Source organism: Sagittula sp. P11 (genome assembly GCF_002814095.1).
Taxonomy (GTDB): domain Bacteria; phylum Pseudomonadota; class Alphaproteobacteria; order Rhodobacterales; family Rhodobacteraceae; genus Sagittula.
In genome coordinates this window covers 59,813-83,808 of record NZ_CP021914.1, presented here as the reverse complement: position 1 = coordinate 83,808, position 23,996 = coordinate 59,813, and the positions used below count along the sequence as shown (strand labels likewise).

The following is a 23,996-nucleotide window of genomic DNA, read 5'->3' as shown; positions in this document are numbered from 1 at the left end:
ATGGCTGCGCGTTCAGACTCTTTTGGCTGTCTCTGCAGCACCACGCCAACCGAAGGCGCCCCATTATTCAACCATCGTCGTGCCCGGATCGAACATTCAGGCCGTGGCTGCCGGCAAGGTCTTCCAATTTCCCTCTACTGCATGGATCGGCTATTCGAACTCCGATGGGTTTCAGGGGAAAGATACCCCTGAGGACCCTTGCTAGGTCCACGGCTCGGATCGGTCCGGCATGCCAAGTGCCGGACATGCTTTTGGTCATGAGCGACGACAGGCTTTCACCTTAAGGCTTCTTCCCCGCGCGGCTGTCTCGGCCCGCATGCGGCGGATCTCCGAACAGGGGACCGGGCGCGAACACTTTCTGAAACGGGCCGTCGTCCGGGTGGTCGATGCGTCCCAGAAGCCCTTCGACAAGGCTTTGGCCGACACGTGCCATATCCACGGAATGATAACGAATTCCGGGGAGCCCCAGAAAATCGCACATACGGGTGTTGTCCCTCGTGATCAGCGCGAAATCGCTCGGAGCCGAAATGCCATGCCGCCGCAGAGCGGCAATCGCCCCTAGAAGGCCGAGTTCCGACACGCAGATCATTGCAGTCGGCGGATCCGGCAAGAGCAGCAGGTGATCCAGTGCGTTGCTTGACGTTTCCATGTCGAAATGGTCCGTGCCCACCAAGGCCGGATCAGCATGAATCCCGGCCTCTTTGTGCGATAGAAAAAAGCCGGAAATGCGTTCGGCGCTCGCCATATCGCGGCCTCCGAGAACCTGCAGAGCAATGCGGCGGTGGCCCTCGGACAGGAGCTGCGCTGTCGCGATCTGTGCAATCTTCGCATTGTCGATATCCACATAGGCGTGCTGCCGGGCGCTGTCGCTCCGCCCGAACGTCACGAAAGGGATGCCTTGCTCGTCCAGCCACGCAATCCGCGTGTCGTTCCGCTCCATCCGGGTGATTATCAAGCCGTCGCAGGCACCGAGCCCGACCGTTTTTTGTACGACCTCGAGCGGATCCGCATCGGGCAACGCCGAGTGTATCGACAGGGTGTATCCCCTGGCTTGCGCCGCGACGGTCATGCCTTCGATCAAGGGCAGCCGCGCAACATCGGAAAGATAGGCCTGGGTTTCGAGCGGCAAGATCGCAGCCAGCACGTTCGTCCGACCGGTCCGAAGCGCCTGGCCGGTCCGGTTGGGAACATACCCCATAGTCTTCGCCGCTTCCTGAACTCGCTTGACGGTCTTGGAATTCACTTCGGGACCATTCTTGAGCGCCCGCGAAACGGTGGTTACCGAAAGCCCCAACGTGGACGCAAGCTGTCGAAGATTGGGGCGAGATGGAGATTTTCTCATGCGTGTTCAGGCCAACTCTGTGCGTCTACGATCTGGTTTTGCAGGACTTAACACGTGTTGCCGTCAGGTATGCAATCTGTCCGCGGTCGATGCTCACAAGACGGGCATGTTCGGAAAGATATGTCAGTACACAAACAAAATGTCTTCCAAAGAATCATCGAATCTGCAATTCGTAACGTTACGAATTCCTAAAACGCCGCTCAGAACGGCTTTCGCACCCCCAACCGACAGAGGACCAAATGTTTCGCAAACCCCTGACTTCGACCCTCTCGCTGGCACTCATTGCCGGCGTCTCGTTGCCGACGCTTGTAACGGCGCAGACATTGACCATCACCGCTGCGGGCGGCGACTACGGCACGGCCCTGAAAGAGGCGATGTGGGGTCCAGCCGCCGACGAACTTGGCTTTGAGATCCGCGAGGAAAGCCAAAGTGACAGCCTCGCCGCGCTGCGGATGCAGGTGATGTCGGGAACCGTCACGACGGATGTCATTCATCTGGGATCGGCAGAGGCGGCCCAGGCTGCCGCGCTCGACCTCCTTGAACCGCTCGATACCTCCATCGTGGACATGTAGTCGCTGCCCGAGGGTGCGCGCAACGATTACTGCTTTCCCTTCGACAGCTACGGTACGGTGATGGCCTGGAACACGGAGACCTTTGGCGAAAACGCTCCGAAGACCTGGGCCGAATTCTGGGACACCGAAGCCTTTCCGGGGCGCCGTGCGCTGCGGGCAAATGCCCAGGACTCGCTGGAGATCGCGCTGCTGTCCGATGGTGTCGCACCGGATGAAGTCTATGACGTTCTGTCCTCCGAAGGCGGTCTTGACCGTGCCATCGCCCGCCTCGCAGAGCTGAAGCCGGATGTGGCGATCTGGTGGACCTCCGGCGCCCAATCGACACAGATCCTTGCCGACGGCGAAGTCGATCTGGTCGTAGCGTGGAACGGTCGGGCCGCAGCGGCAAAGGAACAGGGTCCTGCCGACTATACGTTCAAGGGCTCGATCGTCGGCACGGACTGCCTGGCAGTTCCGGCCGGCTCCGAAAACGTCGAAGATGCGATGCGACTGATCGCGGGCATGACCACGGCCGAACGCGAAGCCAAGCTGACGGACTACATCCTCTACGGCCCGATGAACGAAGGCGCCTATGAAACCGGCCTGATCCCCGAAGACCGCTTGCCGCTGCTGGCCACCGCGCCGGAGAACGCCGGGACTTCGGTCTATTCAGACCCCTCCTGGTGGGTAGAAAACGGCGAAGCGGCTCAGATCGCATTCGACGAGATGATCAATCGCTGATCGCTCGCCACCCTCACTCGCCCGGCAGGACGCACCTATGACACCTCTTCCCATCACGATCGAAAAATTGCGCAAGACTTTTGGCGACTTCGTTGCGCTCGACGACGTGTCGCTCCGCATCCTGCCGGGCGAGTTCCTGACCCTGCTGGGGCCTTCGGGCTCAGGCAAGACCACATTGCTGATGGCCATCGCCGGCTTCACGCGCCCGGAAACGGGCCGGATCGTGATCGGAGATCGCGACGTGACCCGGCTGGCCCCCAACAAGCGCAACATCGGCATCGTGTTCCAGAACTACGCCCTGTTTCCGCATATGTCCGTGCGGGAAAACGTCGAATACCCGCTGAAACTGCGCAAGCTGTCCAGCGGTGACGTCAGGGACCGGGCCATGGCGGCACTCGAACGCGTGAAGCTCGGAGCATTTGCGGACCGCGACATTGCCGCCCTGTCCGGCGGCCAGCGCCAGCGCGTGGCGCTGGCCCGGGCCATTGTCTACGAACCGCGGATCATGCTGATGGACGAACCGCTGTCGGCCCTGGACAAGAACCTGCGCGAGCATATGCAATTCGAGATCAGGCGCCTGCATGACGATCTGGGCATCACCACGGTCTATGTCACCCACGACCAGCGCGAGGCCCTGACGATGTCGGACCGGATCGCCGTCATGAGCGCCGGGAAGATCCAGCAAATTGACGCGCCGAAAGAGATCTACCACCATCCGCGCTCTGCCTTTGTCGCCGAGTTCATGGGTGAGGCCAATGTTCTCGACGGCGCCCATTGCCGGGGGCTCGACGGGCAGGCGTTGCAACCCTCTCGTAAATTGATGGTGCGGGCCGAGACCTTCCATCTGGATCGCGCCGCCTGCGGTGCGGAGGGACTGAGCCTGTCCGGCAAGATCGCCGCCATCGCCTTCCGCGGCGAGAACTGGCTGATCCAGCTGACGCTGGCGTCGGGCCAGGAGGTGATGCTGTCAATTCCATCAAGCCGATCGGAGGGTTGCGACAACCTCAAGCCCGGAGATGAGGTCACCGCCTATGCCGATGCGCGCCATGTCCACGAAATGGCCCGGGAGGCGGCATGACCCACGCTGATTTTGCTCCTCCCGGCGTCGACACCGTCGCGGCCGGGCTGCGCCGCGATATCCGGCGCGAGAACGCCTTTTTCCTGTCCCTTTCGCTGCCCGCGCTGGTGCTGGTCGGCCTTTGCGCGATGCTGCCGATCCTCTGGATCTTGCGGCAAAGCTTTCTTTCCCTGCGTGGCAGCTACACGCTTGCGAACTGGGAAAACCTGCTCACCAGCGATCTGACCTGGCGTGCGATCTGGAGCACGGTAGAACTCTCTGCAGGCACCCTTGCGCTGTGCTTCATCCTGGGCCTGCCGCTGGCGCTGGCGCTGGCCTCGGCGCCGCAAAAGCTGGCCAATCGCCTGCTGATCCTGCTCATGCTGCCGCTCTGGACGTCGATCCTTGTGCGCACCTACGGCTGGCTGGTTCTGCTGCGGCGGGATGGGCTCGTCAATCAGGGCCTGCAAGGGATCGGCCTGACCGACGAGCCGCTGGCGCTGGTCTACAATTTCACCGGCACGCTGATCGGCATGGTCCATTTCATGCTGCCGCTCTTTGTCCTGCCGACCTATGCCACCTTGCGGGACATCGACCATAACACGATCCGGGCCAGCGCCAGCATGGGGGCCTCGCTGCCGCGCACGCTGGTCAGCGTCGTGCTGCCACTGGCGGCGGGCGGAATCCGGTCCGGGGCGACAATCGTCTTCATCTACACGCTCGGGTTCTTCATCACGCCGGCCATCCTTGGCGGTGGGCAGGTGAACCCGATCGCGATCCGGATCGAGCGCACGCTCTCCACCTTCCAGAACTGGGGCGCCGCGTCAGCGCTTGGCATCCTGCTGTTGCTTCTCGTTGCCCTCACTGCCGCGATGCTCTTGTGCCTGCGTCATCTGCTGTCCCGCAAGGAGCGTCGCCATGCTTGAGTCCTTTGACAACCGTGGGTTCAAGACCGTCATGTGGGTCGTTGCCGCGCTGATCCTTGGATTCCTGATCCTTCCCACCCTGATCGTGGTGCCGCTGTCGTTCTCCGGATCAGACTTGCTGGAGTTTCCGCCGCGCACGCTTTCGTTGCGCTGGTACCAGAGCTTCTTCGGCTCGGCGACATGGATGCTGGCGCTCAAGACCTCGCTGATCCTCGGCACCCTGACCGCCTTGGTTGCGGTCCCCGTCAGTCTTGCGGCCTGCATCGCGATGAATCGTCTTGGCGGGTTCAGGTCCCGCGTCTTGTACACCTATGTGCTCTCGCCTTCGGTGATACCCGGCATCCTTCTGGCCATCGGGCTGTTCTTTGTCCTGGCAAAGCTGAAACTGATCGGCACGCTGACCGGTGTTCTTGTTGGTCACGTCGTCCTCGCGATCCCGGTCACCACGATCGTGATGTTCCCGGCCGTGTCGCGGTTTGACTGGGGGCAAGTGGACGCCGCGCGAAGCCTCGGGGCCGGATGGGCGCGCGCCATTGCCGGGATCCTGGTTCCGCAGCTCAACTTCACCCTGCTGACCGCTGCACTCATGGCCTTTCTCACCTCGCTCGATGAGGCGGTGATCTCGATTTTCGTTGCCGCAGGCGACAGCGCCACGCTGCCCAAGCTGATGTTTCTGTCGCTGCGCGATCAGATCGATCCGACCATTGCCGCCATTTCCACCCTCTGGACCGTACTGGTGATCGCCGTTGTGTTGCTCGTCAACGCGCGCCGCGCCACCTGAAGACAGGAGTTTCCCTCAGATGAACGATGAATCCCCGAGCGCCGGCAGCCACATGGCGGTTGGCATACCTCAGGTGCGCCTCGCTCTCATCACCGGCTCTGCGAACTGGGGGCTGGCGTTCCCCGAGGATACCGGCATGGACGGCGTCCGTGTCGTTGCGCGCGATTTGGGCTTTGACACCCCTTGGGGACCTTCCGAAAACTGGAAACTGCTCGAGTTTTCCGGCGACGTGACGCCAGACGGGACACCCCATCGCGCACTCTGCATGTATTCCCATGGTAACCCGCGGAACGAGATCGATCACGCGTGCCACCGAAGGGCGTTCTGGGTCCTTCAGGAGGCAGGTGTCAGACAGGTGCTCGCGAGCTCGACCATGGGTGCCGTCAACAAAGCCATTCAGCCCGGCGATCTCGCGATTGCAGCTGATATCATCGAGCTGACGCAGACCCCCTATTCCCTGCTTCCCGGACGCCAGCGTTTTGATGCGTCCGGAAAGGCGATCATCTGCGCCGAATGCGCCGGATTGCTGGCAGAGACGGCCCGCGAGGTCTGGCCGAAGCATTGTCGCGTTCACGGCATCGAACAGGGTTTGGTCGCGGCACACTGCTACGGGCCGCGCCTGACAACGCCGGCCGAAGCGATTGCCTTCCGGTCAATGGGGGCGGATCTCATCAACCATTCGCTTGCGCCCGAGGCCACGCTGAGCCGCGAAATCGGCGCGTGTTTTGTACCCCTCGCTTTCGTCACAGCAGGCTTCAACGACTACATGGACAGAGATCGCGGCACATTGCTGCAAGCGGACGTCCTGCCAAACCTGTCGCGCGTCGCTTCGGAACTCGCCTTGCTTACGGCGCTAAAGATGCTGCAACGAAGCTCGTGCGGCTGCCATGATCTCCAAGCCCCCCAACCTGCAGAGAGATATGATCGTTTCTGATACCGGTAAAGGCGCAGAGATCTTGTCGTGCTTGTCCCGCGAAGCGTTGCTTTCCGCTGGGGTGACGTGCATTGATTTCAATCGCACTTTTTAGGTCACGGCTCCGAAAACGGAGCTGTGACAGACGCGATCTCTTTTGGCTCACCGACATGAAGGTGGCACGTTTACCCGTGTTTGGGCCGAAGTCGCACCGCGGGCGCCGAGCGGACGCGCGTGCTGAGCGGAATAATCTTCATCAATCGCAATGGCCTTCGCTGATGCCACGCGCCTGCTGCATATGGCCCGCACAATGCGCTGAACGGCTGCTGAAAGCGATGGAGTGTGAAAGGCTTCTTCGCTCGGATGATGGCCCGGCTGGGCGACAGCAACGGAGCACGCCGGTCAAATGCGACCAACGCGGGTAAAAGCGGCGAAACCGGACACCATCATTCGAAAGCTCTTGAGGAGGCGAAGGCAAGAGCGCCTCTTTCCGAGCGCAAGGGTTTGAAGAATGCGTAAGACGGCCCTGACGCTTGCGCTTCGGCCATATTGACGCTATATCCTGTTATTATCACCGATGGAGGCCTGACCATGCACCTCGCCAACTTCGCCGAAGGAGGACAGTTCGAGCCCCGCAAGATTGCGGCGGCGTTGCGGACCTCTGCCGAAGAGATCGCCGTGACGGTGGGTCTTGGCAAGGATGCGCTGCAACGGCGCACCCGCATCAACTCGGACAAGACCCAGCGGCGCCTGCGTGAACTCGTGGAGGTGCTGAACAAGGTCGAACCGCGCTTCGGTTCGGAACTTATGGCCTATGCCTGGTACCGTTCGGAGCCCCTGCCCGGCTTCGATGGCCGCACCGCGATGCAACTCGTGCGGGACGGCAAGGCGCAGCAGGTCCTCGATTACATCGACGCGGTCGACGCCGGCGTCTTCGCCTGACCCACTGACAGCCGTGCATTACACCGGACCGCTCTACCGCGCCCTGAACCCCGTTTACGCGCGCGAACCGCTGTCGGGCCGTGGCGCGGAGCTTTACGGCGGACGTTTCAACGCGAAGGGCACACCAGCGCTCTATACCACACTCGAACCCACCACCGCCCTCCGGGAAGCCAATCAGGTCGGCAGCCTGCAACCCACAATCCTGGTGTCCTACGAAGCGGACCTCGGTCCGGTCTTCGACACCCGCGACGGAGCCGCCCTTGCCCGGCGCGGCGTGACGGAGAGCGACCTCGCCGATCCCGGCTGGCGCATCCGGATGATCGAAGGACAGGATGTCCCGACCCAGGATTTTGCCCGCCACCTGATCGACGACGGATTTGCGGGGCTCCTGATCCGAAGCTTCGCGAAGGGCGCTGCTGCAACCGACTTCAACATCGTGCTATGGCGCTGGACCGGCCCAGATTGTGCGCTGAAGGTCGTGGACGACGAGGACAGGCTTTCGCGGATCTAAGCTTGGCGCGGGCAATGGACGGGAACCATGCGTTGCTGTTTGCTGGCCATGGCGCAAATCGACCGTCCATGCGGGGATTGGGTTAATACAAAGCGCAATCGGGCAACTTCTGATCAGTTACGAAAGCGCGGTCCCAAGGTCCAGGACGGGGACGATGGAACCGCGCCGTCATGACCAGACAAACACCCCCGCACCTCAGGCGGGCCGCGCATCCTCCCCTTCCTTTGAAGACGCGTGCTCCCCGGGGAAGAAAAGGTAGTAGAACACCGGCGCCGCGATGAGTGTCAGTACCGACGCAAAGCCGAGCCCCGCCATGATCGTCACCGCCATCGACGCGAAGAACGCGTCCCAGAGCAGCGGCAGCATCCCCAAGATCGTGGTCGCCGCCGCAAGAACGACGGGGCGCAGACGCGAGGTTGAGGCCTCCACGATCGCGCGCTCGAACGGCACGCCCTCTGCGCGGGTCAGGTCGATCTCCTCCACCAGCACGATGCCGTTCTTGATGAGCATGCCCGACAGGCTCAGCAGGCCCAGAAGCGCGGTGAACGAGAACGGCAGCCCCGTCCCCAGCAGCCCCAGTGCCACGCCGTTCACCGACATCGGCACGAGCAGCCAGACGATCAGCGGCTGACGCACGGCGCCGAACAGCAGGATCGAGATCAGCACCATGATCAGAAGCGACACCGGAAGCTGGCGGCCGAGACTTTCCTGCGCCTCGGTCGAGCTTTCGTATTCGCCACCCCACTCGCGCGAGTAGCCTTCGGGCAAGGGGATTGCCTCGATGGGACCGCGCACCTGCCGGAACACCTTGTCGGCGTTCACGCCCGCGGGCACCCCCGCCATGACGGTGATCGTGGGCAGCCGGTCTCGGCGGTGGATGAGCGTGTCGTGCACCTCGTAGTCAAGACCGTCGATCAGCTGTTCGAGCGGAATGAACTGCTGCGCAGCAGAGCTGTAGACCGGCTGATCCACAAGATGTTCGCCACCTTCGGCACCGGCCCCCAGCTGACGCACAATGATCGGGATCAGACGGCTGCCTTCGCGGAAGGTGCCTGCGCGGTCTCCCTCCGTCGCCAGCTTCATCGTGGCGGCCACGTCCTCGCGCGTGACCCCGGCAGTCTGGGCCCGGCCTTCGCTGTAGCGCGGCGCGATGACAAGCTCGCGCTCCCGCCAGTCGGTGCGCAGGTCTTGGGTCTGGTCGCTGGCCTCGCGCATGACTGTCTCGGCCTCCACCGCAAGGGCCCGCAGCACGTCGGGATCGGGGCCGGAGAACCGCACCGCGACGGGCGCGCCGCCACCGGGACCAAAGGCCAGCCGCTCGGTGCGGAACTCGCCCCCGGACAGGGTTTCGCGCCCGAACGTCTCCAGCGCGTCCCTCAACGGCGGTATCTCTTCGAGCGTGGCGGTCCGGATGATCAGGTGGCCATAGGTCGGCAACTGCTCTTCCGGCGCATAGGTCAGCATGAAGCGCGAGGCACCGCCGCCCACGAATGTCGAGACCGAGACGACTTCGTCGCGTTGCAACAGCCAATCCTCGACCAACGCCATGTCGCGCGACGTGGCGGAGATGTCGGTGCCCTGCGGCAACTTGTAGTGCACGTAGAACAGCGGCGTGTTGCTGTCGGGGAAGAACTGCTGCTTGACCTGTCCGAACCCCCAGTAGCAGCCGGCCGTCAGAACCAGCAATGTAACCACCACCAGCCAGCGCGCCCGGATCGCGCCGCGCAAGACGGCAGCATATGCCCGAAAGACCGGGCCGTCGTAGGCGCCTCCCCCTTCGCCATCGCCGCGCTTGAAGATGTAGTGCGCCAGAAGAGGCGTCGCCGTGATCGCGAGCACCCAGGACAGCAGAAGCGAAATGCCGATCACCGCGAAGAGCGAGAACAGGAATTCGCCGGTCGCATCGGGGCTGAGCCCGATTCCGGCAAAGGCCATGATGCCGATCACGGTCGCCCCAAGAAGCGGGATCTGCGTCTTCGATGCGACGTCCTCAGCCGCATCGCGCGAGCTTTTCCCTTGCTGCATGTCGCCCTGCATCCCCTCGGCGACGACGATGGCGTTGTCGACCAGCATCCCCATGGCGATGATGAGCGCCCCGAGCGAGATCCGCTCCATCTCGATCCCGAAGACCGCCATGAAGAAGATCGTGCCCACCACCGTCAGCAGAAGCGTCGCCCCGACCACCAGCGCCGCGCGCCAGCCCATGGCGAGGGCCAGAACGATCACAACGATCGCGACCGACATGGCGAGGTTCAGAAGGAAGGCGTTCGATGCCTCGTCGACGACGTCGTGCTGCTTGTAGATCGGGTTGAGTTCGACCCCCAGCGGGATGTCCGCGCGCAGCTCATCCAGCCGCGCATCGACCCGCGCGCCCACGTCGACGATGTTCAGCCCCTCCTTGCCCGCGATACCGATGGTAAAGGCTTCCTGTCCGTTGTGCCGGATGATCATCGACGGATCGTCGACCCGCTCCCGGCTGACGATGGCGAAGTCGGTCAGGTCGACGATCTCGCCGTTGACGCCAATGGTGAGGTTCTGGATCGCCTCGACGCTGTCCGACCCTTCCGGCGTCTCGATCCGAAGGGACAGGTCGCCGCTTTCGACGCTGCCGGCGGGCGTGACGGTCTGGGCGTTGGCGATGGCCTGCGCGATGGCGGCGGGCGCGATGCCGAGGTTGGTGACGATGGCGGGCTGCACCTCGACGAACACCGCCTCCTCCGGCAGGCCGGAAAGGGTGACGTCGGCGACACCCTCGACCGCCAGCAGTTCACGCCGCAGGAAATCTGCAATGTCGTGCACTTCCTTGTCGGTGAAACTGGGTGCCGTGACGGCGTAGAAGATCCCGAAGACATCACCGAAGCCGTCGTTGACAAAGGGTTCGCGCGCGCCCTCGGGCAGGGAGCCGCGGGCGCTGGCCACCTTGGCGCGCAGCTTGTCCCAGATCTGCGGCAGCTCCTCACCGGAGTAGGTCGACTCGATCTCGACGTTGATCCGGCTGAGCCCCGGCTTGTTCGACGAGGTGATCGTCTTGACCTCGCCCATCTGCTGGATCGCGCTCTCGATCTGTTCAGAGACCTCGCGGGCGACCTCCGCTGCCGAGGCGCCGGGATACTCGGTCAGCACCACGGCGTTCTTGATGGTGAAGGCCGGGTCTTCCAGCCGGCCGATGGTGGCAAAGCCCCAGATCCCCCCGAGGAGACAGCCCAGCATCAGGAGCCATGTCAGGAGCGAACGGTCGATTGCGGAACGCGCGATAGCCACGGGCTCAGTTCCCCAAGCCGGTGTAGCGGCGCACCGCCTGCCCATCGACAAGCTGCGAGGCACCCGTCGCCACGATTTCCGTGCCCGTGTCGGGCCCCTCGATCAGCGCCACGCGCGCATCCTCGCGCATCTCGATCTCGACCGGCACCTGCCGGACGGTGCCCCTGCCCTCCTGCTCGCCCGGTTCGAACACCATGACTGCGACCGAGCGGTCGGGCGTGAACACAAGCGCGGTTTCCGGAAGCAGGATGGCCATGCCTTCGTCCTCAAGGTCGGCCCGCGACTTGACGGTGACGGAAGCGCCGGGCAGCACCCAGCCCGGCACCTCTTCGACAAAGGCCAGCGTCAGGGTGAAGGTCTGCGCCACCTGGGCGGTCTCTGCCTCGAATTCCCGCAGGGCCAGCGCGTATTCGCGGTCTTGTCCCGGAAAGCTGGCGGTGAAGGTCACGCTGCTGGCCGCGTAATCGGCGGAGCGGCGGAACAGAACCTCGGGCACCTCGATCTCGACGCGCAGCTCGGACATGTCGTGCAGCCGGACGACCGGCTGGCCGGCACTCACCGTGGTGTAGACCGGCACTTCGCGGCGCGCCACAAGCGCGTCGAACTTGGCGTGGAGGCTCGCATCTTCCAGCCGGCTCTCGGCCTCCTGCGCGGCGATCCGCGCCAGGTCGAGCTGTGTCCGGGCATCGCGCACCTGCACCTCGGCGACGGCATTGCCCTGCAGGCTGCTGAGCCGCTCGGCGTCTCGTTCGGCCTTGGCGAGATTGACCCTAGCGCGCTCCAGTTCACGCTCGAAGGGCTCAAGGTCGAGCTGCGCGACCAGCGCGCCCTCCTTGACGGGCGTCCCCTCCGTCACCGGGAACGAGACGATCTGGCCGGGCACCTGAAACGCGAGGTCGACCGTCGACCGGGCACGCACCCGTCCGAAGAATTGCCGTGCGATGGGCGCGGCGCCTGCCTCGATCGTCATCAGCTTGACGGGACGCGGCGCACCCTGCCGGGCCGTCCCTTCATCCTCTTGGGCCAAGACGGCGGAGGGTATGGCCAGGAGGCACACCAGCAAGAGACGGATGGCGAGGGTGCATCGATGTGACATGCTAACTCTTTCGCGGTTCGAATGTGCGTCGCAAGTAAACTGATCGGTTCACCACGACAAGTGCGCTGTCGCACAGAGCCTACGCTGACATAGAAGTGTTGCAGGCGACGTTCAGGATTTGGACGCAACGGCCTGGGACGCATGGGACCAGTGCCGGGACGGCGACACGGATCGCTTTCCTCGGCCCATCCGGAACTGCGATGCCAGTCTCGGAAACGCGCGCAACCCAACCCTCGACGATCTTGGATTTTGCTGCGGTCGTCGCTGTCCGCCAGCGGGCACACGCACCCCTCCATCCCTCGATTCCGCGCCTTTTGGCTCGCGGTCCACAATTGGAAAGCCCGCCCGACACGCACGTATTTACATCTTGGCGTCAGACGGGATTGTGACGGCAAGCGCCATAGGCTGGTCCGGCGAACCGAGATGCATGATTGTCATTTGTCATATGTTTCAGCAACTTGAAGCGGCGATGAGATGCCCGCCCGCATCGGCCGATAGAAAAATTCTTGGCTGTCAAAAAAGTTTTGGATTGGACGTGACCCGGAACCTGCGTGTCCGATGACCGAAAGCGCGGTCACGTCCCAAGGGACCGCCGCCGCACGGGAACAACAGGAAAAGCCGAGCGATGAAGGACCTCACGAACACAGAACCCGGACAGGCCCGCTGGCGCGTCGGGGTCGACTCCGGCGGGACCTTCACCGATGTCTGCCTCTTCGACGAGACCTCGGGACGGATGGAAGTCTGGAAGGTCTCGTCCACGCCGGACGATCCCTCGCGCGGCATTGCACAGGGCGTCGAGGAAGGCATGCGCGAATGCGCCGGGGCCACCGATGATCCTGCCGCGGCCGTCGCCTACCTGGGTCACGGCACCACCGTTGCCACCAACGCGCTGATCACCCATCGCGGCGCGCGCGTCGGACTGCTGACCACCGCAGGCTTCCGCGACCTACTGGAAATCGGACGCCAGAAGCGCCCCGACCTCTATGACATCTTCGCGGAAAAGCCGCAGACCCTGGTGCCCCGCGCGCTGCGCTTCGAGGTCCCGGAACGGCTGTTGCACGACGGTACGGTCGACATGGCGCTGGACGAAGACGCAGTACGCACCGCCGCCCAAGGTCTGCGCGCGGCCGGGGTGGAGGCAGTGGCCATCTGTTTCCTCTACGCCTTCGTGAACCCCGCGCATGAAAAGCGCGCCCGTGAGATCCTCGAAAAGGAGCTGCCGGACGTCTTTCTGTGTGCCAGCCACGAGATCGCCCCGGAATTCCGCGAGTTCGAGCGGCTGTCCACCGCCACGGTCAACGCCTATCTCGGCCCGATCATGCAGCGCTACATCCACCGCCTGACCCCGCGGCTGGAGAACCTCGGCCTGCCGGTCCCGCCACATCTGACGCAGTCGAACGGCGGGGTGGTTCGCTTCGAGGTCGCGGCCGAGACACCGGTGCGCGCGGTCCTCTCCGGCCCCTCCACCGGCGTGGTGGCGGCACAGGTGATCGGCCAGGCTGCGGGCGAGGCCGACATCATCACCTTCGACATGGGCGGGACGTCCTCTGACGTGGCGCTGATGGCAGGCGGACAATGCGCGCGCACCAACGAGGCGCAGGTGCACGGCTACCCGATCAAGGCGCCGATGCTGGACATCCACACCGTCGGCGCCGGCGGCGGTTCCATCGCACGGATCGACTCCGGCGGGCTCCTGAAGGTCGGCCCGGAAAGCGCGGGCGCCGATCCCGGGCCGGTCTGCTACGGGCGCGGCGGCGAGGATCCCACCGTCACCGATGCCAACATCGTGCTGCAGGTGCTGAACCCGACGCATCTGCTGGGCGGCCGGATGGAGGTGCGACGCGACCTCGCCCTGGCCGCCATCGACCGCATGGCCGAACGGCTGGGCATGGACACCATGGCAACGGCGCAGGGCATCATCTCGGTCGTGACGGCGAACATGGCCAAGGCGATCCGGGTAATTTCCGTGCAGCGCGGGCACGACCCCCGCGCCTATGCGCTGATGGCTTTCGGCGGCGCGGGGCCGCTGCACGCGGTGCGACTGGCGCAGGAGCTGGGGATGCCGCGAGTCATCATCCCCCGTACGCCCGGCACCCTCTGCGCCATGGGGCTGCTTCTGACCGATCTGCGCGCCGAATTCCCGCTGACCCGGCTGATGCCGCTCGACTCGGCGATGCTGGTAGAGATCGGCGATGCGGTCGCGCAGGTCACCGCCGAGGCGGAAGACTGGTTCCGATCAGAAGAGATCGAAGCCGACAAGCGCGGCCTCACACGCCGTGTCGACATGCGCTACGAAGGCCAGAACTACGAACTGTCCGTCGAACTGCCCGAAGGGCCGGTCACCGAAGAAACGCTGAAGGCTCTTCGCGCGGGCTTCACCGAGGCGCACAAGCGGCTTTACGGCTTCGCGGTCGAGGATGAACGCATCTTCTGCGTCACCTTCCGCGCCGAGGCCGTGGGACAGGTGGAAAAGGCCACGCTGGCCAGCAGCACCCCCGGACCGGAAGATGCCCGGCACGCGATCATCGGTGCGCGCCAGACATGGTATCCCGAGACCGGCTGCTTTACCGAAACGACGCTATACGCCCGCGAACGGTTGCGTCCGGGGATGCGCTTCGACGGTCCCGCCATTGTCGAGCAGATGGACACCACGACGCTGATCCCCCCCGGCGTTTCGGCCCATGTCGATGCAACCGAAAACCTGATCCTGGAGCTTGGCCAATGACACAGACCCCGGCTCTCGACCCGATCACCGTCGAGGTCATCGGCGCCGCCCTCTCCTCCATCGTGGAGGAAACCGGCGAGGCGCTGGTCCGCGCCTCCTATTCGACCAACATCAAGGAGCGGCGGGACTGCTCCACCGCGCTTTTCGATGTCGAGGGCCGAACGCTCTGCCAGGCCGAACATATCCCGGTGCATCTGGGCAGTTTCCTGGACTTCATCCCGATGGTGCTGAAGCTGCACGATGCGAAGGACATCCGCCCCGGAGACGTGTTCGTCGGCAACGACGCCTATCAGGGCGGCGGCACGCACCTGCCCGACATCGTGCTGGCGGAGCCGATCTTCCACGGCGGGACGCTGGTGGCCTGGACCGTCAACCTCGCGCATCATTCTGATTTCGTCGATCGCGCGCACGCCCACATCTATCAGGAAGGGCTGCGGATTCCGCCGATCCGGCTCTACCGCGAGGGCGTGCTGCAGGAAGACGTGCAGAACCTGATCCTTCTGAACTGCCAGGTGCCGCGGGAACGCCTGTCGGACCTGCGCGCCCAGATGGCCGCGAACCGGGTCGGCGTGCAGCGGTTTCAGGAACTTTGCGACCGGTACGGTGCCGACACGGTGCTGGGCTCGGGTCAGGCGCTGCTGGACTACGCGGAGCGCAAGATGCGCGCGGGCATCGCCGCGCTGCCGGACGGAAGCTGGCGGTTCGAGGACGTTTTCGACAACCTAGATTTCGACGACCCGATCCCGCTGGCGGTGACGGTGACGATAGCGGGCGAGGACATCAGCCTTTCCTTCGAGGCGCCGCCGCAGGTGCGCGCGGGCATCAACATGACCCGCACCGCGCTTCTGGCCACGGTCTATTACATCGTCAAATCGGTGGTCGACCCCTCGGTCCTGCCCAACGCCGGGCTGGCGCGACCGATATCGGTGACGGCGCCGGAGGGCTCGATCCTCAACTGCGCGCATCCCGCGGCGGTCAACGGGCGGGTGCAGACCTGCCAGCGCGTCGCCGACCTGATCCTCGGCGCACTGGCGCAGGCGGCCCCGGCGCGAGTGTCGGCCTGCACCAACTCGACCTGCACAGTGGCGCTGTTCTCCGGAACGCGCCAGAGCGGGCCGGAACAAGGCACCTACTGGGTTTACCTCGAAACCATCGGCGGCGGCGGCGGCGCACGCCCGGATGCCGACGGGCTGGACGGCATTCACGTACACGCCACCAACACGTCGAACCTGCCGGTCGAGGCGCTGGAAGTGGAATACCCGCTGATCCTGGAACGCTACGAACTGGTCGACGGCTCCGAAGGCGCCGGGCGGCAGCGCGGCGGCATGGGGCTGCGGCGGGTCTACCGCGCCACCGAGGACTGCCTCGTCCGGGTCGACATCTCGCGCAACCTCTCACGCTCGTGGGGGCTGGACGGCGGCGGCGAAGGCGGCCACGGCAGCTATGCCACCGGCCCGGGCACCGCGCCCTTCGACCGTGGCCAGGGCACCCTGCGCAAGGGCGAATGGCTGGAGGTCGTCACCCCCGGGGGCGGCGGTTACGGCCGCCCGGAGGAACGCCGCGTCGCGGCCGAGTGAACCCATCTTTCCGAAGACAAAACCGAAAGGCCGTCAAGAGCCTGCCTCAACCGACAAGGAGACTTAGATGACCAACGATCTGAACCGCCGCGGCTTTCTCGCCACGACCCTCGCTGGTGCCGGTGCACTCGGCTTTCTCGGCCCCCGGGCTCTGATGGCGCAGGAGGGCGGCACGCTGCGCTTTGCCCTGTCGACCTTCCCGCCCAGCCTTGCGGCCTGGACGTCCGCCGGAACGGCAGCGGGCACCATCAAGCTGATGATGCACCGCGGGCTGCTCAGCTACGGCCCCGACGGGATGCTGCGCGGCGAGTTGGCAGAAGACTGGTCAGTGGACGACGCCGGTGTCTGGACCTTCACCCTGCGCGAGGCGCAGTGGCATGACGGCTCTCCGGTGACCTCCGAGGACGTCGCCTACACAGTCGCCGAGGTGGCAAAGCCCGACAGCGCTGCCTTCCGTCAGGGCCAGATGGCGCTCATCACCAAGGTCGAGACGCCCGATGCGCGCACGGTGAAGATGCACACCTCCGAACCGCTGGCAGTCCTGCCCGGCTGGTTCGCGCATTACCACATGCCGATCATAAAGGCAGGCGAAAGCCCGGAGACCGAGATCGGCGCCGGCCCCTTCACGCTCGACAGCGTCGAACGTGGCGTGTCGCTGAGCCTCAAGGCCTTCGACGGCTACTACAAGGAAGGTCTGCCCAAGCTCGCCGGGGTAGAGGCCATCGTCTACGCCGACGAGAACCTGCGCGTCGCAGCGCTCGAGGCGGGCGATGTCGATCTAGCCGAATATGTCCCCTGGCAGGCCATGGCGCAGGTCGAGGAGAACGAGGCGCTGAAGCTCGACGTGACCGACGGCCCCTTCATGTACCTGACCTTCAACGGCGGCAAGGCGCCCTTCGACAATCCCAAGGTCCGGCAGGCCGTGGCCCATGCCATCAAGCGCGAAGACATCGTGGCGGCGGCCTTCTACAACCGCGGCGGCGCGCTGAACCACTTGCCGATCGCCGAAGGATCGGAGTTTTTCAACCCAGACCTGGCCGACGCCTGGTCCTATGACCCGGAAAAGGCGAAGGCTCTGCTCGCCGAGGCGGGCTACCCGGACGGCTTCACCTGCACCATGCTCTCGACAGCGCAATACGGCATGCACCAGTCGACCGCCGAGGTCTGCCAGGCCTACCTGTCGATGGTGGGCATCAACGTACAGCTCGACCTGCCGGAATGGACCAGCCGGGTGAAGAAGGGCAACGAGGGTCAGTATGACCTCGCCGTCATGGGCACCACCGCCGACAACAACGATCCCGACGGTCTGGTCAACGTGCTCGACGGCTCCCTGCCCCCGTCCTTCGTGCGCAGCTACGACATGCCGACGCCCGAGATCACCGATCTGTTCGCCAAGGGCCGCGCGACCTTCGACACCGACGAGCGCAAGGCGATCTACCGCGAGCTGGAGCAGGTGGCCATCGACACGGTTCCACTGGTGGGTCTCGCATGGCGCGCGCAGGGCTACGGCATGAAGGAAAACGTCACCGGCTTCTCCAACCTGCCGGGACAGCTGACCTTCTATTCCGGCATCACGCTGGAAGAAACGATGCTGGGCTGAACGTACCCCAATGGTCCGATACATCGCATACCGCAGCCTTGTCGCCATCTTCCTCGTCTGGGTGGTGGTGACGCTGGTCTTCCTCTTGCTGCACCTGATCCCCGGCGATCCGGCGGAATTGCTTCTGAGCCAGGGCAGCATGGCCGCCGACCCACAGGCGGTGGCCGCCCTGCGCGAGAAGATGGGGCTGAACGCCCCGCTGTGGCAGCAGTATCTGGACCATCTCGGGGGCGTCCTGTCCGGCGATCTCGGCGCGTCGTTCCGCGACGGCGCGCCGGTGATGGAGCAGATCGCCACCCGCCTGCCCCGCACGCTGGAGGTGATCGCGACGGCAGCCCTTCTGGCCAGTCTTGCCGGGGTGCCGCTTGGCACCTGGGCGGCGATCCGGTCCGGCGGCAAGGTGGACGGGTTCGTCTCTCTCCTGTCTTCGGCGGCGCTGTCGACGCCGGTTTTCGTCGTCGGTTCGGTCGTCATCCTGATCTTCGCGCAGGAACTGAAATGGCTGCCGGCGGGCGGCTTCGTGCCCTTCTCGGAAGATCCCGTGCAGCACCTCAAGCTGTTGATCCTCCCCGCCGGCACCGTGGCGCTGAGCCTCTGGGCCGTGATCACCCGCATGACTCGCGCCTCGGTGATTGAGGTGCTGGAACGCGACCACGTCCGCACCGCCCGCGCCAAGGGGCTGGCCCGCAACACGATCCTGCGCCGCCATGTGGTGCGCAACGCGCTGATCCCGGTGCTCACGGTCCTGGGGCTGGAGATGGGCACGCTGATCGGCGGCACAGTCCTTGTGGAATTCGTGTTCAACTGGCCCGGGCTGTCGGGCTACCTCGTCGCCGCGGTAGACGCGCGCGACTACCCGGAGGTTGTGGGCATCGTCATGACCATCTCGGTGCTCTTCGTCTTTCTCAATCTCGTGGTGGACGTGGTGAACGCCATGCTCGACCCGCGCATCTCGCTGGTGACGTCATGAACCGCGCAACCCGCAAGCTGCTGCTGCCGGGCGGCATCATCGCCGTACTGGTGGCCGTGCTGCTGCTGGCGCCGGTCCTGCCGTTACAGGACGTGCGCGCCATGGACATCCCCAACCGCTTTGCCGGTCCTTCCGCCGCGCACTGGCTGGGACAGGACGACTTCGGTCGAGACGTGCTGGCGCGGCTGATCTGGGGCGGGCGCGCCTCGCTCTTCATTGCCGTGGGTTCTGCGCTGGCAGCGGCGATCATCGGCACGGTGCTGGGCCTGCTCGGCGGCTACTTCCGCGGTTTCGTCGAAGTGCTGACCGTCCGCGCCGCAGAGATCCTGCTGTGCCTGCCGCCGCTCCTGCTCGCGCTGCTGGTCGTCACCATTCTCGGCGCCGGGACATGGCCGCTGATCCTTGCCCTGACGCTGCTCTATACACCGAACTATGCCCGCGTCGTCTATGCCGCCACGCTGCAGGTGCGCGGGCTGGATTACGTCACCGCGCAACGGTCGATGGGGGCCTATCCGCTGACCATCCTCGGCCGGACCATCCTGCCAAACGTCATGCCGCCGCTCCTTGTGCAGATGTCGCTGGTGGTGGCCTCGGCCATGGTGATCGAAAGCGGGCTCAGTTTCCTCGGCCTCGGCGTCGTGCCGCCGACGCCGTCCTGGGGTCTGATGATCCGCTCCGCGCGCGGCGCGATGGAACAGGCCCCGATGCTGCTGGTCTGGCCGTCGCTTGCATTGGCGGGCACGATCCTGACCTTCAACCTGCTCTGCGACCGCCTGCAGGAGGCGCTGGACCCGCGCGAGGTCACCCGTGGTGGAGCGCTGTGGATGCGCGCCAGGGCACGGCGACGCGCTGTTAAACCCGTGGCGCAGGCCGAGAGCGGCCCGCTGGTCGAGATCCGCGATCTGGCGATTTCGGTTGGCCACAATCCGAAGGTCGACCTCGTGCGCCGCGCAGGCCTGACCGTGATGCCGGGCGAGACGGTGGCACTGGTCGGCGAAAGCGGCTCTGGCAAGACGCTTACCAGTCTGGCGCTGCTGGGTTTGCTGCCCGACCAGCTGCGCGTGACGGCGGGCGAGATGCTCTACCGGACCCGCGATGGAGAGGTGGTGAACCTCGCAGACCTCGACGAAGAAGGCTTCCGCAACCTGCGCGGCCCCGAGGTGTCGATGGTCTTCCAGGATGCCTCTGCCGCGCTGAACCCGGTGCACCGGGTCGGCGACCAACTGGCGGAGGCGCTGCGCGCCGGGGGCATCACGGACGAAGCCAAGGTTCAGACCCGCGTGGTCGAGCTGTTGCGCCATGTCGGCATTCCCGATCCCGAACGCCGCCGCCGCGCCTATCCGCACGAACTGTCCGGCGGCCAGCGGCAGCGCGCCATGATCGCACTGGCCGTGGCGAACACCCCGCGCCTTCTGGTGGCGGACGAACCGACAACCGCGCTCGACCCTACGATCCAGGCGCAGATCCTCGACCTGTTCCGCACGCTCAAGGCCGATACGCCGGAGATGGGCCTGATCTTCGTGACCCACGACCTTGCCGTGGTCTCGGAACTGGCCGACCGGGTGGTCGTGATGTACGCGGGCGAAGTGGTCGAAACCGGCCCGGTGGCCGAAGTCTTCGCCGATCCCAAGCACCCCTACACCGCCGCGCTGATCGCCTCTGTCCCCGAGGGCGGGGCGGAGCGGCTGCGCGCCATTCCCGGCAGCGTCCCGCCGCCCTTCGCCATGCCGGAAGGCTGCCGCTTTGCACCGCGCTGCGACCATGCCGCCCCGCAGTGCAAGGGCCGCGCGCCGGAGGCCAGCCGCATCGACGACGGTCGCATCACGCGCTGCATCCGCTGGAAGGAGGTCTGCTGATGTTCGACACGGCAGCCAAACCCGCCCCTCTGGTAGAGGCAAATGGGCTCTCCCGGAACTTCCCCAGCCGGCAGGGTATCCTCGGCCGGAGCCGCGATGTCTGGGCGGTGCGTGACGTGTCATTGACACTGGCGCCCGGCGAAACGGTGGGCGTTGTGGGCGAAAGCGGCTGCGGCAAGTCCACGCTGGGCCGCATGATGATGGGACTGGATCGCCCGACGGAGGGCAGCGTCTCCTTCGACGGGCGCGACCTGTCCGGCCTCTCGGCAGCAGAGAAGAGGCGGCTCTCGCGGCGCATGCAGATGGTGTTCCAGGACCCCTTCGGTTCGCTTGATCCGCGCCGCACCATCGGCGCACAGATCACCGACGGGCTGCGCATCCACCGCCTCGTACCCTCGGGCGAGGTCGAGGCGGAATTGCACCGGCTGCTCGATCTCGTCGGTCTCCCGCAGGAGGCCGCCGCCCGCCGCCCGCATGCCTTTTCCGGCGGCCAGCGCCAGCGGATTGCCGTGGCGCGTGCGCTGTCGACCCGGCCGGATTTCATCGTCGCGGATGAACCCGTCTCCGCCCTCGACGTGTCGATCCAGGCGCAGGTGGTCAACCTGCTGATGGACCTGCGTGACGAACTGGACCTGGCGATGCTGTTCATCAGCCATGACCTGCACGTGGTGCGCCATCTCTGCACGCGGATCGTGGTCATGTACCTTGGCCGCATCGTCGAGGAAGGCCCCGCCGATCAGGTGTTTGCCAGCCCGGCACATCCGTACACCCGCGCGCTGCTGACCGCGACGCCCAGCATGAAACCCCGCACGCAGGGCGGCGCGCCCCGTATCCTGCCGGGGGAACTGCCAAGCCCCGCCAACCCGCCGTCGGGCTGCCCCTTCCGCACCCGATGCCCACTGGCCGAAGACGCCTGTGCCGAAGCGGTACCCGCCGCGCGCGCCATGGGACCGGGCTGGACGGCGTCCTGCATCAAGGCCGCGCCCGAGGTCCTTTCATGAGCGCGCCGGTTGCGATGATCTCCGGCGGCAATCGCGGGATCGGCGCGGCGATTGCGCAGGCGCTGCACGCGCATGGCTACCGGGTGGCGCTGGGGCTGCGCCGTCCGGACAGCCTGCCGCCGGAGCTTGCCGCGCTCGACCCGCTGGTGGTGCCCTACGATGCGGCGGACACAGGGGCCGCGCGCGCCTTCGTGACCGCCGTCGAGGACCGCTTTGGCCGCATCGACGCGCTGATCAACAACGCGGGCACCGGCGGACCGCTGGAACTGATGCCCGAGACGCCGCATCCCGACGACGAGATGGAAGAGGTGCTCGACCATCTGCTGAACATCAACGTCAAGGCGCCCTTCCGGCTTACCCGCGCCGCCCTGCCCGCGCTCTGCAGGTCCGGACGGGGCCGGGTGATCGTGCTCGCCTCGCTGTCCGGCAAACGTGTGCTGGGCCTGAATGCCGGCTACCAGATGACCAAGCACGCCGCCGTCGCGCTGTCCCATGCAGCCCGCCGCGCCGGATGGGACAAGGGCGTGCGTGCCTGCGCCATCTGCCCCGGTTTCACCGCCACGGACATGACGCTGCGCCACGACCTGCCGCGCGAAGAGATCACCCAGCCCGAAGACCTCGGGCGCCTGGTGGCCGAGATCGTCACCCTGCCCAACAGCGCCAGCGTCTCCGAACTGGCGGTGAACTGGCGCTACGAGCCGGGACTGTAATGCGCCCGGTCGTGACCGAAGTGCGGGGCGACTCCCGCCTGCCCAACGCGGTCGACCTCGTGGTGATCGGCGGTGGCATCATCGGCTGCTCTGCCGCGTTCTGGGCCGCCGAGCAGGGGCTGCGCGTGGCGCTTGTCGAAAAGGGCCGCATCGCCGGAGAGCAGTCGGGCCGCAACTGGGGCTGGGTCCGGCGCATGGGCCGTGCCGCTGCCGAATACCCTCTGGGCATCGAAAGCCTGAAGCTCTGGCAGGGGCTTAATGAACGAACGGCGCGCGACACCGGCTTTCGCCGCGGGGGCATCGTCTACGCCGCCCGGACGGATCGCGAACGCGCATGGCTGGCCGGTGTCGAGGCAGAGGCCGCGCGCTTCGGCCTTGCGGTCGCGAGGATGGACAAGGCCGCGCTGGCGGCAACCTTCCCCGGGGCGCGGCTGTCCGATACCGAAGGTCTGATGACCGCCGACGACGGTCGTGCCGAACCGGCGCTGGCGGCCCCTGCGCTCGCGGAGGGTGCCCGCGACAAGGGCGCGGTGCTGCTGACCGGGTGCGCCGTACGGACGCTGGAAACGGAGGCCGGACAGGTCTCTGCCGTGGTGACGGAGCGCGGCGTGATCCGGTGCCGGGCCGTGATCCTGGCCGCCGGGGCGTGGTCGCGGCTGTTCTGCGGCAACCTCGGGATCGACCTGCCGCAGGTGCGTATCAGAAGTTCGGTCCTACGGACTGCGCCAGTGAAGGGCGGGCCGGAACTGGCGCTCGGAAACGGGCGCTTCGGCATCCGTCCGCGTCTGGACGGCGGCTATACCGTGGCACGCCGCGGGCGCACGCCCGTGCAGTTGACGCCGGACGTGCTGCGTCAGGCGCCGCGATTTGCCCGCGGGCTGCTGAAGAACCGGCGCGAGATTGCCCTGACGCTGGACGGCAGCCTGATCGAGGACCTGCGCACCCCGCGCACATGGCAGGGCGACGCAATCACGCCGTTCGAAGCATGCCGCGTCCTCGACCCGGAACCGCAGGGCGCCATTCTGGCGAGGGCCCTGCGCGACGTCGCGCAAGCCTTTCCGGCGCTGGACGGGGTGCAGGTACTGGAGCGCTGGGGCGGCATCATCGACGTCACGCCAGACGGTGTACCGGTGATCGACCACGCGCCCGGCCTGCCCGGACTGGTGATCGCCACCGGTTTTTCCGGACATGGATTCGGCCTTGGTCCGGGCGCCGGTCAGCTTGCGGGGGAACTGGCCACCGGACGCACGACGCTGGTCGATCCCGCGCCCTTCCGGCTGGATCGTTTCGGCGGCGGACGGACGGCAACGGCGCGGCAGGGTGCCATCGCACAGCCGCCAACTCCCTGACGCCAAGACGAAAATTTTCTTTATCGCCGGACAATCCCTTTGAATTGGACGGCAGACCGTCACCCGGCTTCACTGAAGCCAAAGAGC

The 23,996-nt window shown here is 65.7% G+C and carries 19 protein-coding genes and 1 pseudogene; 17 read left to right on the top strand and 3 right to left on the bottom strand.

Annotation, left to right across the window (positions count from 1 at the left end):
* Positions 1-280 precede the first annotated feature (280 nt).
* Positions 281-1,342, bottom strand: a complete 1,062-nt coding sequence (locus CDO87_RS22410; protein WP_100931144.1) for a LacI family DNA-binding transcriptional regulator — start codon at positions 1,340-1,342, stop codon at positions 281-283.
* A gap of 239 nt (positions 1,343-1,581) precedes the next feature.
* Between CDO87_RS22410 and CDO87_RS27325 the strand changes: the two genes are divergently transcribed.
* From CDO87_RS27325 to CDO87_RS22375, 9 genes and pseudogenes are all read left to right on the top strand, one after another.
* Positions 1,582-1,914: a hypothetical protein gene (locus tag CDO87_RS27325; protein WP_254698490.1), complete on the top strand. Its 333-nt coding sequence runs from the start codon at positions 1,582-1,584 to the stop codon at positions 1,912-1,914.
* Between the two features lie 60 nt (positions 1,915-1,974).
* Positions 1,975-2,634 carry an extracellular solute-binding protein gene (locus CDO87_RS27320; RefSeq protein WP_254698489.1) on the top strand — a complete coding sequence of 220 codons (660 nt, stop codon included), beginning with the start codon at positions 1,975-1,977 and terminating at the stop codon, positions 2,632-2,634.
* A 37-nt stretch (positions 2,635-2,671) separates the two neighbouring features.
* A complete protein-coding gene (locus CDO87_RS22400; protein WP_100931143.1) occupies positions 2,672-3,712 on the top strand; it encodes an ABC transporter ATP-binding protein in 1,041 nt (346 codons plus the stop codon).
* On the top strand, positions 3,709-4,617 hold the full coding sequence (locus CDO87_RS22395) for an ABC transporter permease (RefSeq protein WP_100931142.1): 909 nt from the start codon (positions 3,709-3,711) through the stop codon (positions 4,615-4,617). Before CDO87_RS22400 ends, CDO87_RS22395 begins: the two co-directional genes overlap by 4 nt.
* A 31-nt stretch (positions 4,618-4,648) precedes the next feature.
* On the top strand, positions 4,649-5,398 hold the full coding sequence (locus tag CDO87_RS22390) for an ABC transporter permease (RefSeq protein WP_254698488.1): 750 nt from the start codon (positions 4,649-4,651) through the stop codon (positions 5,396-5,398).
* A 19-nt stretch (positions 5,399-5,417) separates the two neighbouring features.
* The gene (locus CDO87_RS22385; RefSeq protein WP_100931140.1) at positions 5,418-6,332 is read left to right on the top strand and encodes a 5'-methylthioadenosine phosphorylase; all 915 of its coding nucleotides are present in this window, start codon (positions 5,418-5,420) and stop codon (positions 6,330-6,332) included.
* Positions 6,333-6,481: 149 nt separating this feature from the next.
* Positions 6,482-6,710, top strand: a pseudogene (locus tag CDO87_RS27315) (IS5/IS1182 family transposase); the annotation flags it as partial.
* Positions 6,711-6,902: 192 nt separating this feature from the next.
* On the top strand, positions 6,903-7,253 hold the full coding sequence (locus CDO87_RS22380; RefSeq protein WP_100931139.1) for an MbcA/ParS/Xre antitoxin family protein: 351 nt from the start codon (positions 6,903-6,905) through the stop codon (positions 7,251-7,253).
* Positions 7,254-7,266: 13 nt separating this feature from the next.
* Complete coding sequence (locus CDO87_RS22375) at positions 7,267-7,764, top strand: RES family NAD+ phosphorylase (protein ID WP_100931138.1); 498 nt, start codon at positions 7,267-7,269, stop codon at positions 7,762-7,764.
* Between the two features lie 195 nt (positions 7,765-7,959).
* On the opposite strand, the gene CDO87_RS22370 is transcribed toward CDO87_RS22375, so the two are convergent.
* On the bottom strand, positions 7,960-11,025 hold the full coding sequence (locus CDO87_RS22370; protein WP_100931137.1) for an efflux RND transporter permease subunit: 3,066 nt from the start codon (positions 11,023-11,025) through the stop codon (positions 7,960-7,962).
* Positions 11,026-11,029: 4 nt separating this feature from the next.
* On the bottom strand, positions 11,030-12,121 hold the full coding sequence (locus tag CDO87_RS22365; protein WP_100931136.1) for an efflux RND transporter periplasmic adaptor subunit: 1,092 nt from the start codon (positions 12,119-12,121) through the stop codon (positions 11,030-11,032).
* Positions 12,122-12,746: 625 nt separating this feature from the next.
* On the opposite strand from CDO87_RS22365, the gene CDO87_RS22360 reads away from it, so the two are divergent.
* The 8 genes from CDO87_RS22360 (at position 12,747) to CDO87_RS22325 (ending at position 23,909) form a co-directional block, all read left to right on the top strand.
* On the top strand, positions 12,747-14,846 hold the full coding sequence (locus CDO87_RS22360) for a hydantoinase/oxoprolinase family protein (protein WP_100931135.1): 2,100 nt from the start codon (positions 12,747-12,749) through the stop codon (positions 14,844-14,846).
* Positions 14,843-16,423 (top strand): hydantoinase B/oxoprolinase family protein, encoded by a 1,581-nt coding sequence (locus CDO87_RS22355; protein WP_100931134.1) that lies wholly within the window; start codon positions 14,843-14,845, stop codon positions 16,421-16,423. The genes CDO87_RS22360 and CDO87_RS22355 overlap by 4 nt, the downstream gene beginning before the upstream one ends.
* Before the next feature lie 67 nt (positions 16,424-16,490).
* Complete coding sequence (locus CDO87_RS22350; RefSeq protein WP_100931133.1) at positions 16,491-18,023, top strand: ABC transporter substrate-binding protein; 1,533 nt, start codon at positions 16,491-16,493, stop codon at positions 18,021-18,023.
* A gap of 10 nt (positions 18,024-18,033) precedes the next feature.
* Positions 18,034-18,993: an ABC transporter permease gene (locus tag CDO87_RS22345; RefSeq protein WP_100931132.1), complete on the top strand. Its 960-nt coding sequence runs from the start codon at positions 18,034-18,036 to the stop codon at positions 18,991-18,993.
* Positions 18,990-20,849: a dipeptide/oligopeptide/nickel ABC transporter permease/ATP-binding protein gene (locus CDO87_RS22340; protein ID WP_100931131.1), complete on the top strand. Its 1,860-nt coding sequence runs from the start codon at positions 18,990-18,992 to the stop codon at positions 20,847-20,849. The genes CDO87_RS22345 and CDO87_RS22340 overlap by 4 nt, the downstream gene beginning before the upstream one ends.
* Entirely contained in the window at positions 20,849-21,850 is a 1,002-nt protein-coding gene (locus CDO87_RS22335; protein WP_100931130.1) for an ABC transporter ATP-binding protein, read from the top strand. The genes CDO87_RS22340 and CDO87_RS22335 overlap by 1 nt, the downstream gene beginning before the upstream one ends.
* Positions 21,847-22,560: an SDR family NAD(P)-dependent oxidoreductase gene (locus CDO87_RS22330; protein ID WP_100931129.1), complete on the top strand. Its 714-nt coding sequence runs from the start codon at positions 21,847-21,849 to the stop codon at positions 22,558-22,560. The genes CDO87_RS22335 and CDO87_RS22330 overlap by 4 nt, the downstream gene beginning before the upstream one ends.
* Positions 22,560-23,909, top strand: a complete 1,350-nt coding sequence (locus CDO87_RS22325) for an FAD-binding oxidoreductase (RefSeq protein WP_100931128.1) — start codon at positions 22,560-22,562, stop codon at positions 23,907-23,909. The genes CDO87_RS22330 and CDO87_RS22325 overlap by 1 nt, the downstream gene beginning before the upstream one ends.
* Positions 23,910-23,996: the final 87 nt, after the last annotated feature.

Excerpts from the sequence above, each read along its gene's own strand:
- CDO87_RS22410 (WP_100931144.1), bottom strand. The coding sequence starts at position 1,342 with ATGAGAAAATCTCCATCTCGCCCCAATCTTCGACAGCTTGCGTCCACG.
- CDO87_RS27325 (WP_254698490.1), top strand. The coding sequence starts at position 1,582 with ATGTTTCGCAAACCCCTGACTTCGACCCTCTCGCTGGCACTCATTGCC.
- CDO87_RS27320 (WP_254698489.1), top strand. The coding sequence starts at position 1,975 with ATGGCCTGGAACACGGAGACCTTTGGCGAAAACGCTCCGAAGACCTGG.
- CDO87_RS22400 (WP_100931143.1), top strand. The coding sequence starts at position 2,672 with ATGACACCTCTTCCCATCACGATCGAAAAATTGCGCAAGACTTTTGGC.
- CDO87_RS22395 (WP_100931142.1), top strand. The coding sequence starts at position 3,709 with ATGACCCACGCTGATTTTGCTCCTCCCGGCGTCGACACCGTCGCGGCC.
- CDO87_RS22390 (WP_254698488.1), top strand. The coding sequence starts at position 4,649 with ATGTGGGTCGTTGCCGCGCTGATCCTTGGATTCCTGATCCTTCCCACC.
- CDO87_RS22385 (WP_100931140.1), top strand. The coding sequence starts at position 5,418 with ATGAACGATGAATCCCCGAGCGCCGGCAGCCACATGGCGGTTGGCATA.
- CDO87_RS22380 (WP_100931139.1), top strand. The coding sequence starts at position 6,903 with ATGCACCTCGCCAACTTCGCCGAAGGAGGACAGTTCGAGCCCCGCAAG.
- CDO87_RS22365 (WP_100931136.1), bottom strand. The coding sequence starts at position 12,121 with ATGTCACATCGATGCACCCTCGCCATCCGTCTCTTGCTGGTGTGCCTC.
- CDO87_RS22360 (WP_100931135.1), top strand. The coding sequence starts at position 12,747 with ATGAAGGACCTCACGAACACAGAACCCGGACAGGCCCGCTGGCGCGTC.
- CDO87_RS22355 (WP_100931134.1), top strand. The coding sequence starts at position 14,843 with ATGACACAGACCCCGGCTCTCGACCCGATCACCGTCGAGGTCATCGGC.
- CDO87_RS22350 (WP_100931133.1), top strand. The coding sequence starts at position 16,491 with ATGACCAACGATCTGAACCGCCGCGGCTTTCTCGCCACGACCCTCGCT.
- CDO87_RS22345 (WP_100931132.1), top strand. The coding sequence starts at position 18,034 with ATGGTCCGATACATCGCATACCGCAGCCTTGTCGCCATCTTCCTCGTC.
- CDO87_RS22340 (WP_100931131.1), top strand. The coding sequence starts at position 18,990 with ATGAACCGCGCAACCCGCAAGCTGCTGCTGCCGGGCGGCATCATCGCC.
- CDO87_RS22335 (WP_100931130.1), top strand. The coding sequence starts at position 20,849 with ATGTTCGACACGGCAGCCAAACCCGCCCCTCTGGTAGAGGCAAATGGG.
- CDO87_RS22330 (WP_100931129.1), top strand. The coding sequence starts at position 21,847 with ATGAGCGCGCCGGTTGCGATGATCTCCGGCGGCAATCGCGGGATCGGC.
- CDO87_RS22325 (WP_100931128.1), top strand. The coding sequence starts at position 22,560 with ATGCGCCCGGTCGTGACCGAAGTGCGGGGCGACTCCCGCCTGCCCAAC.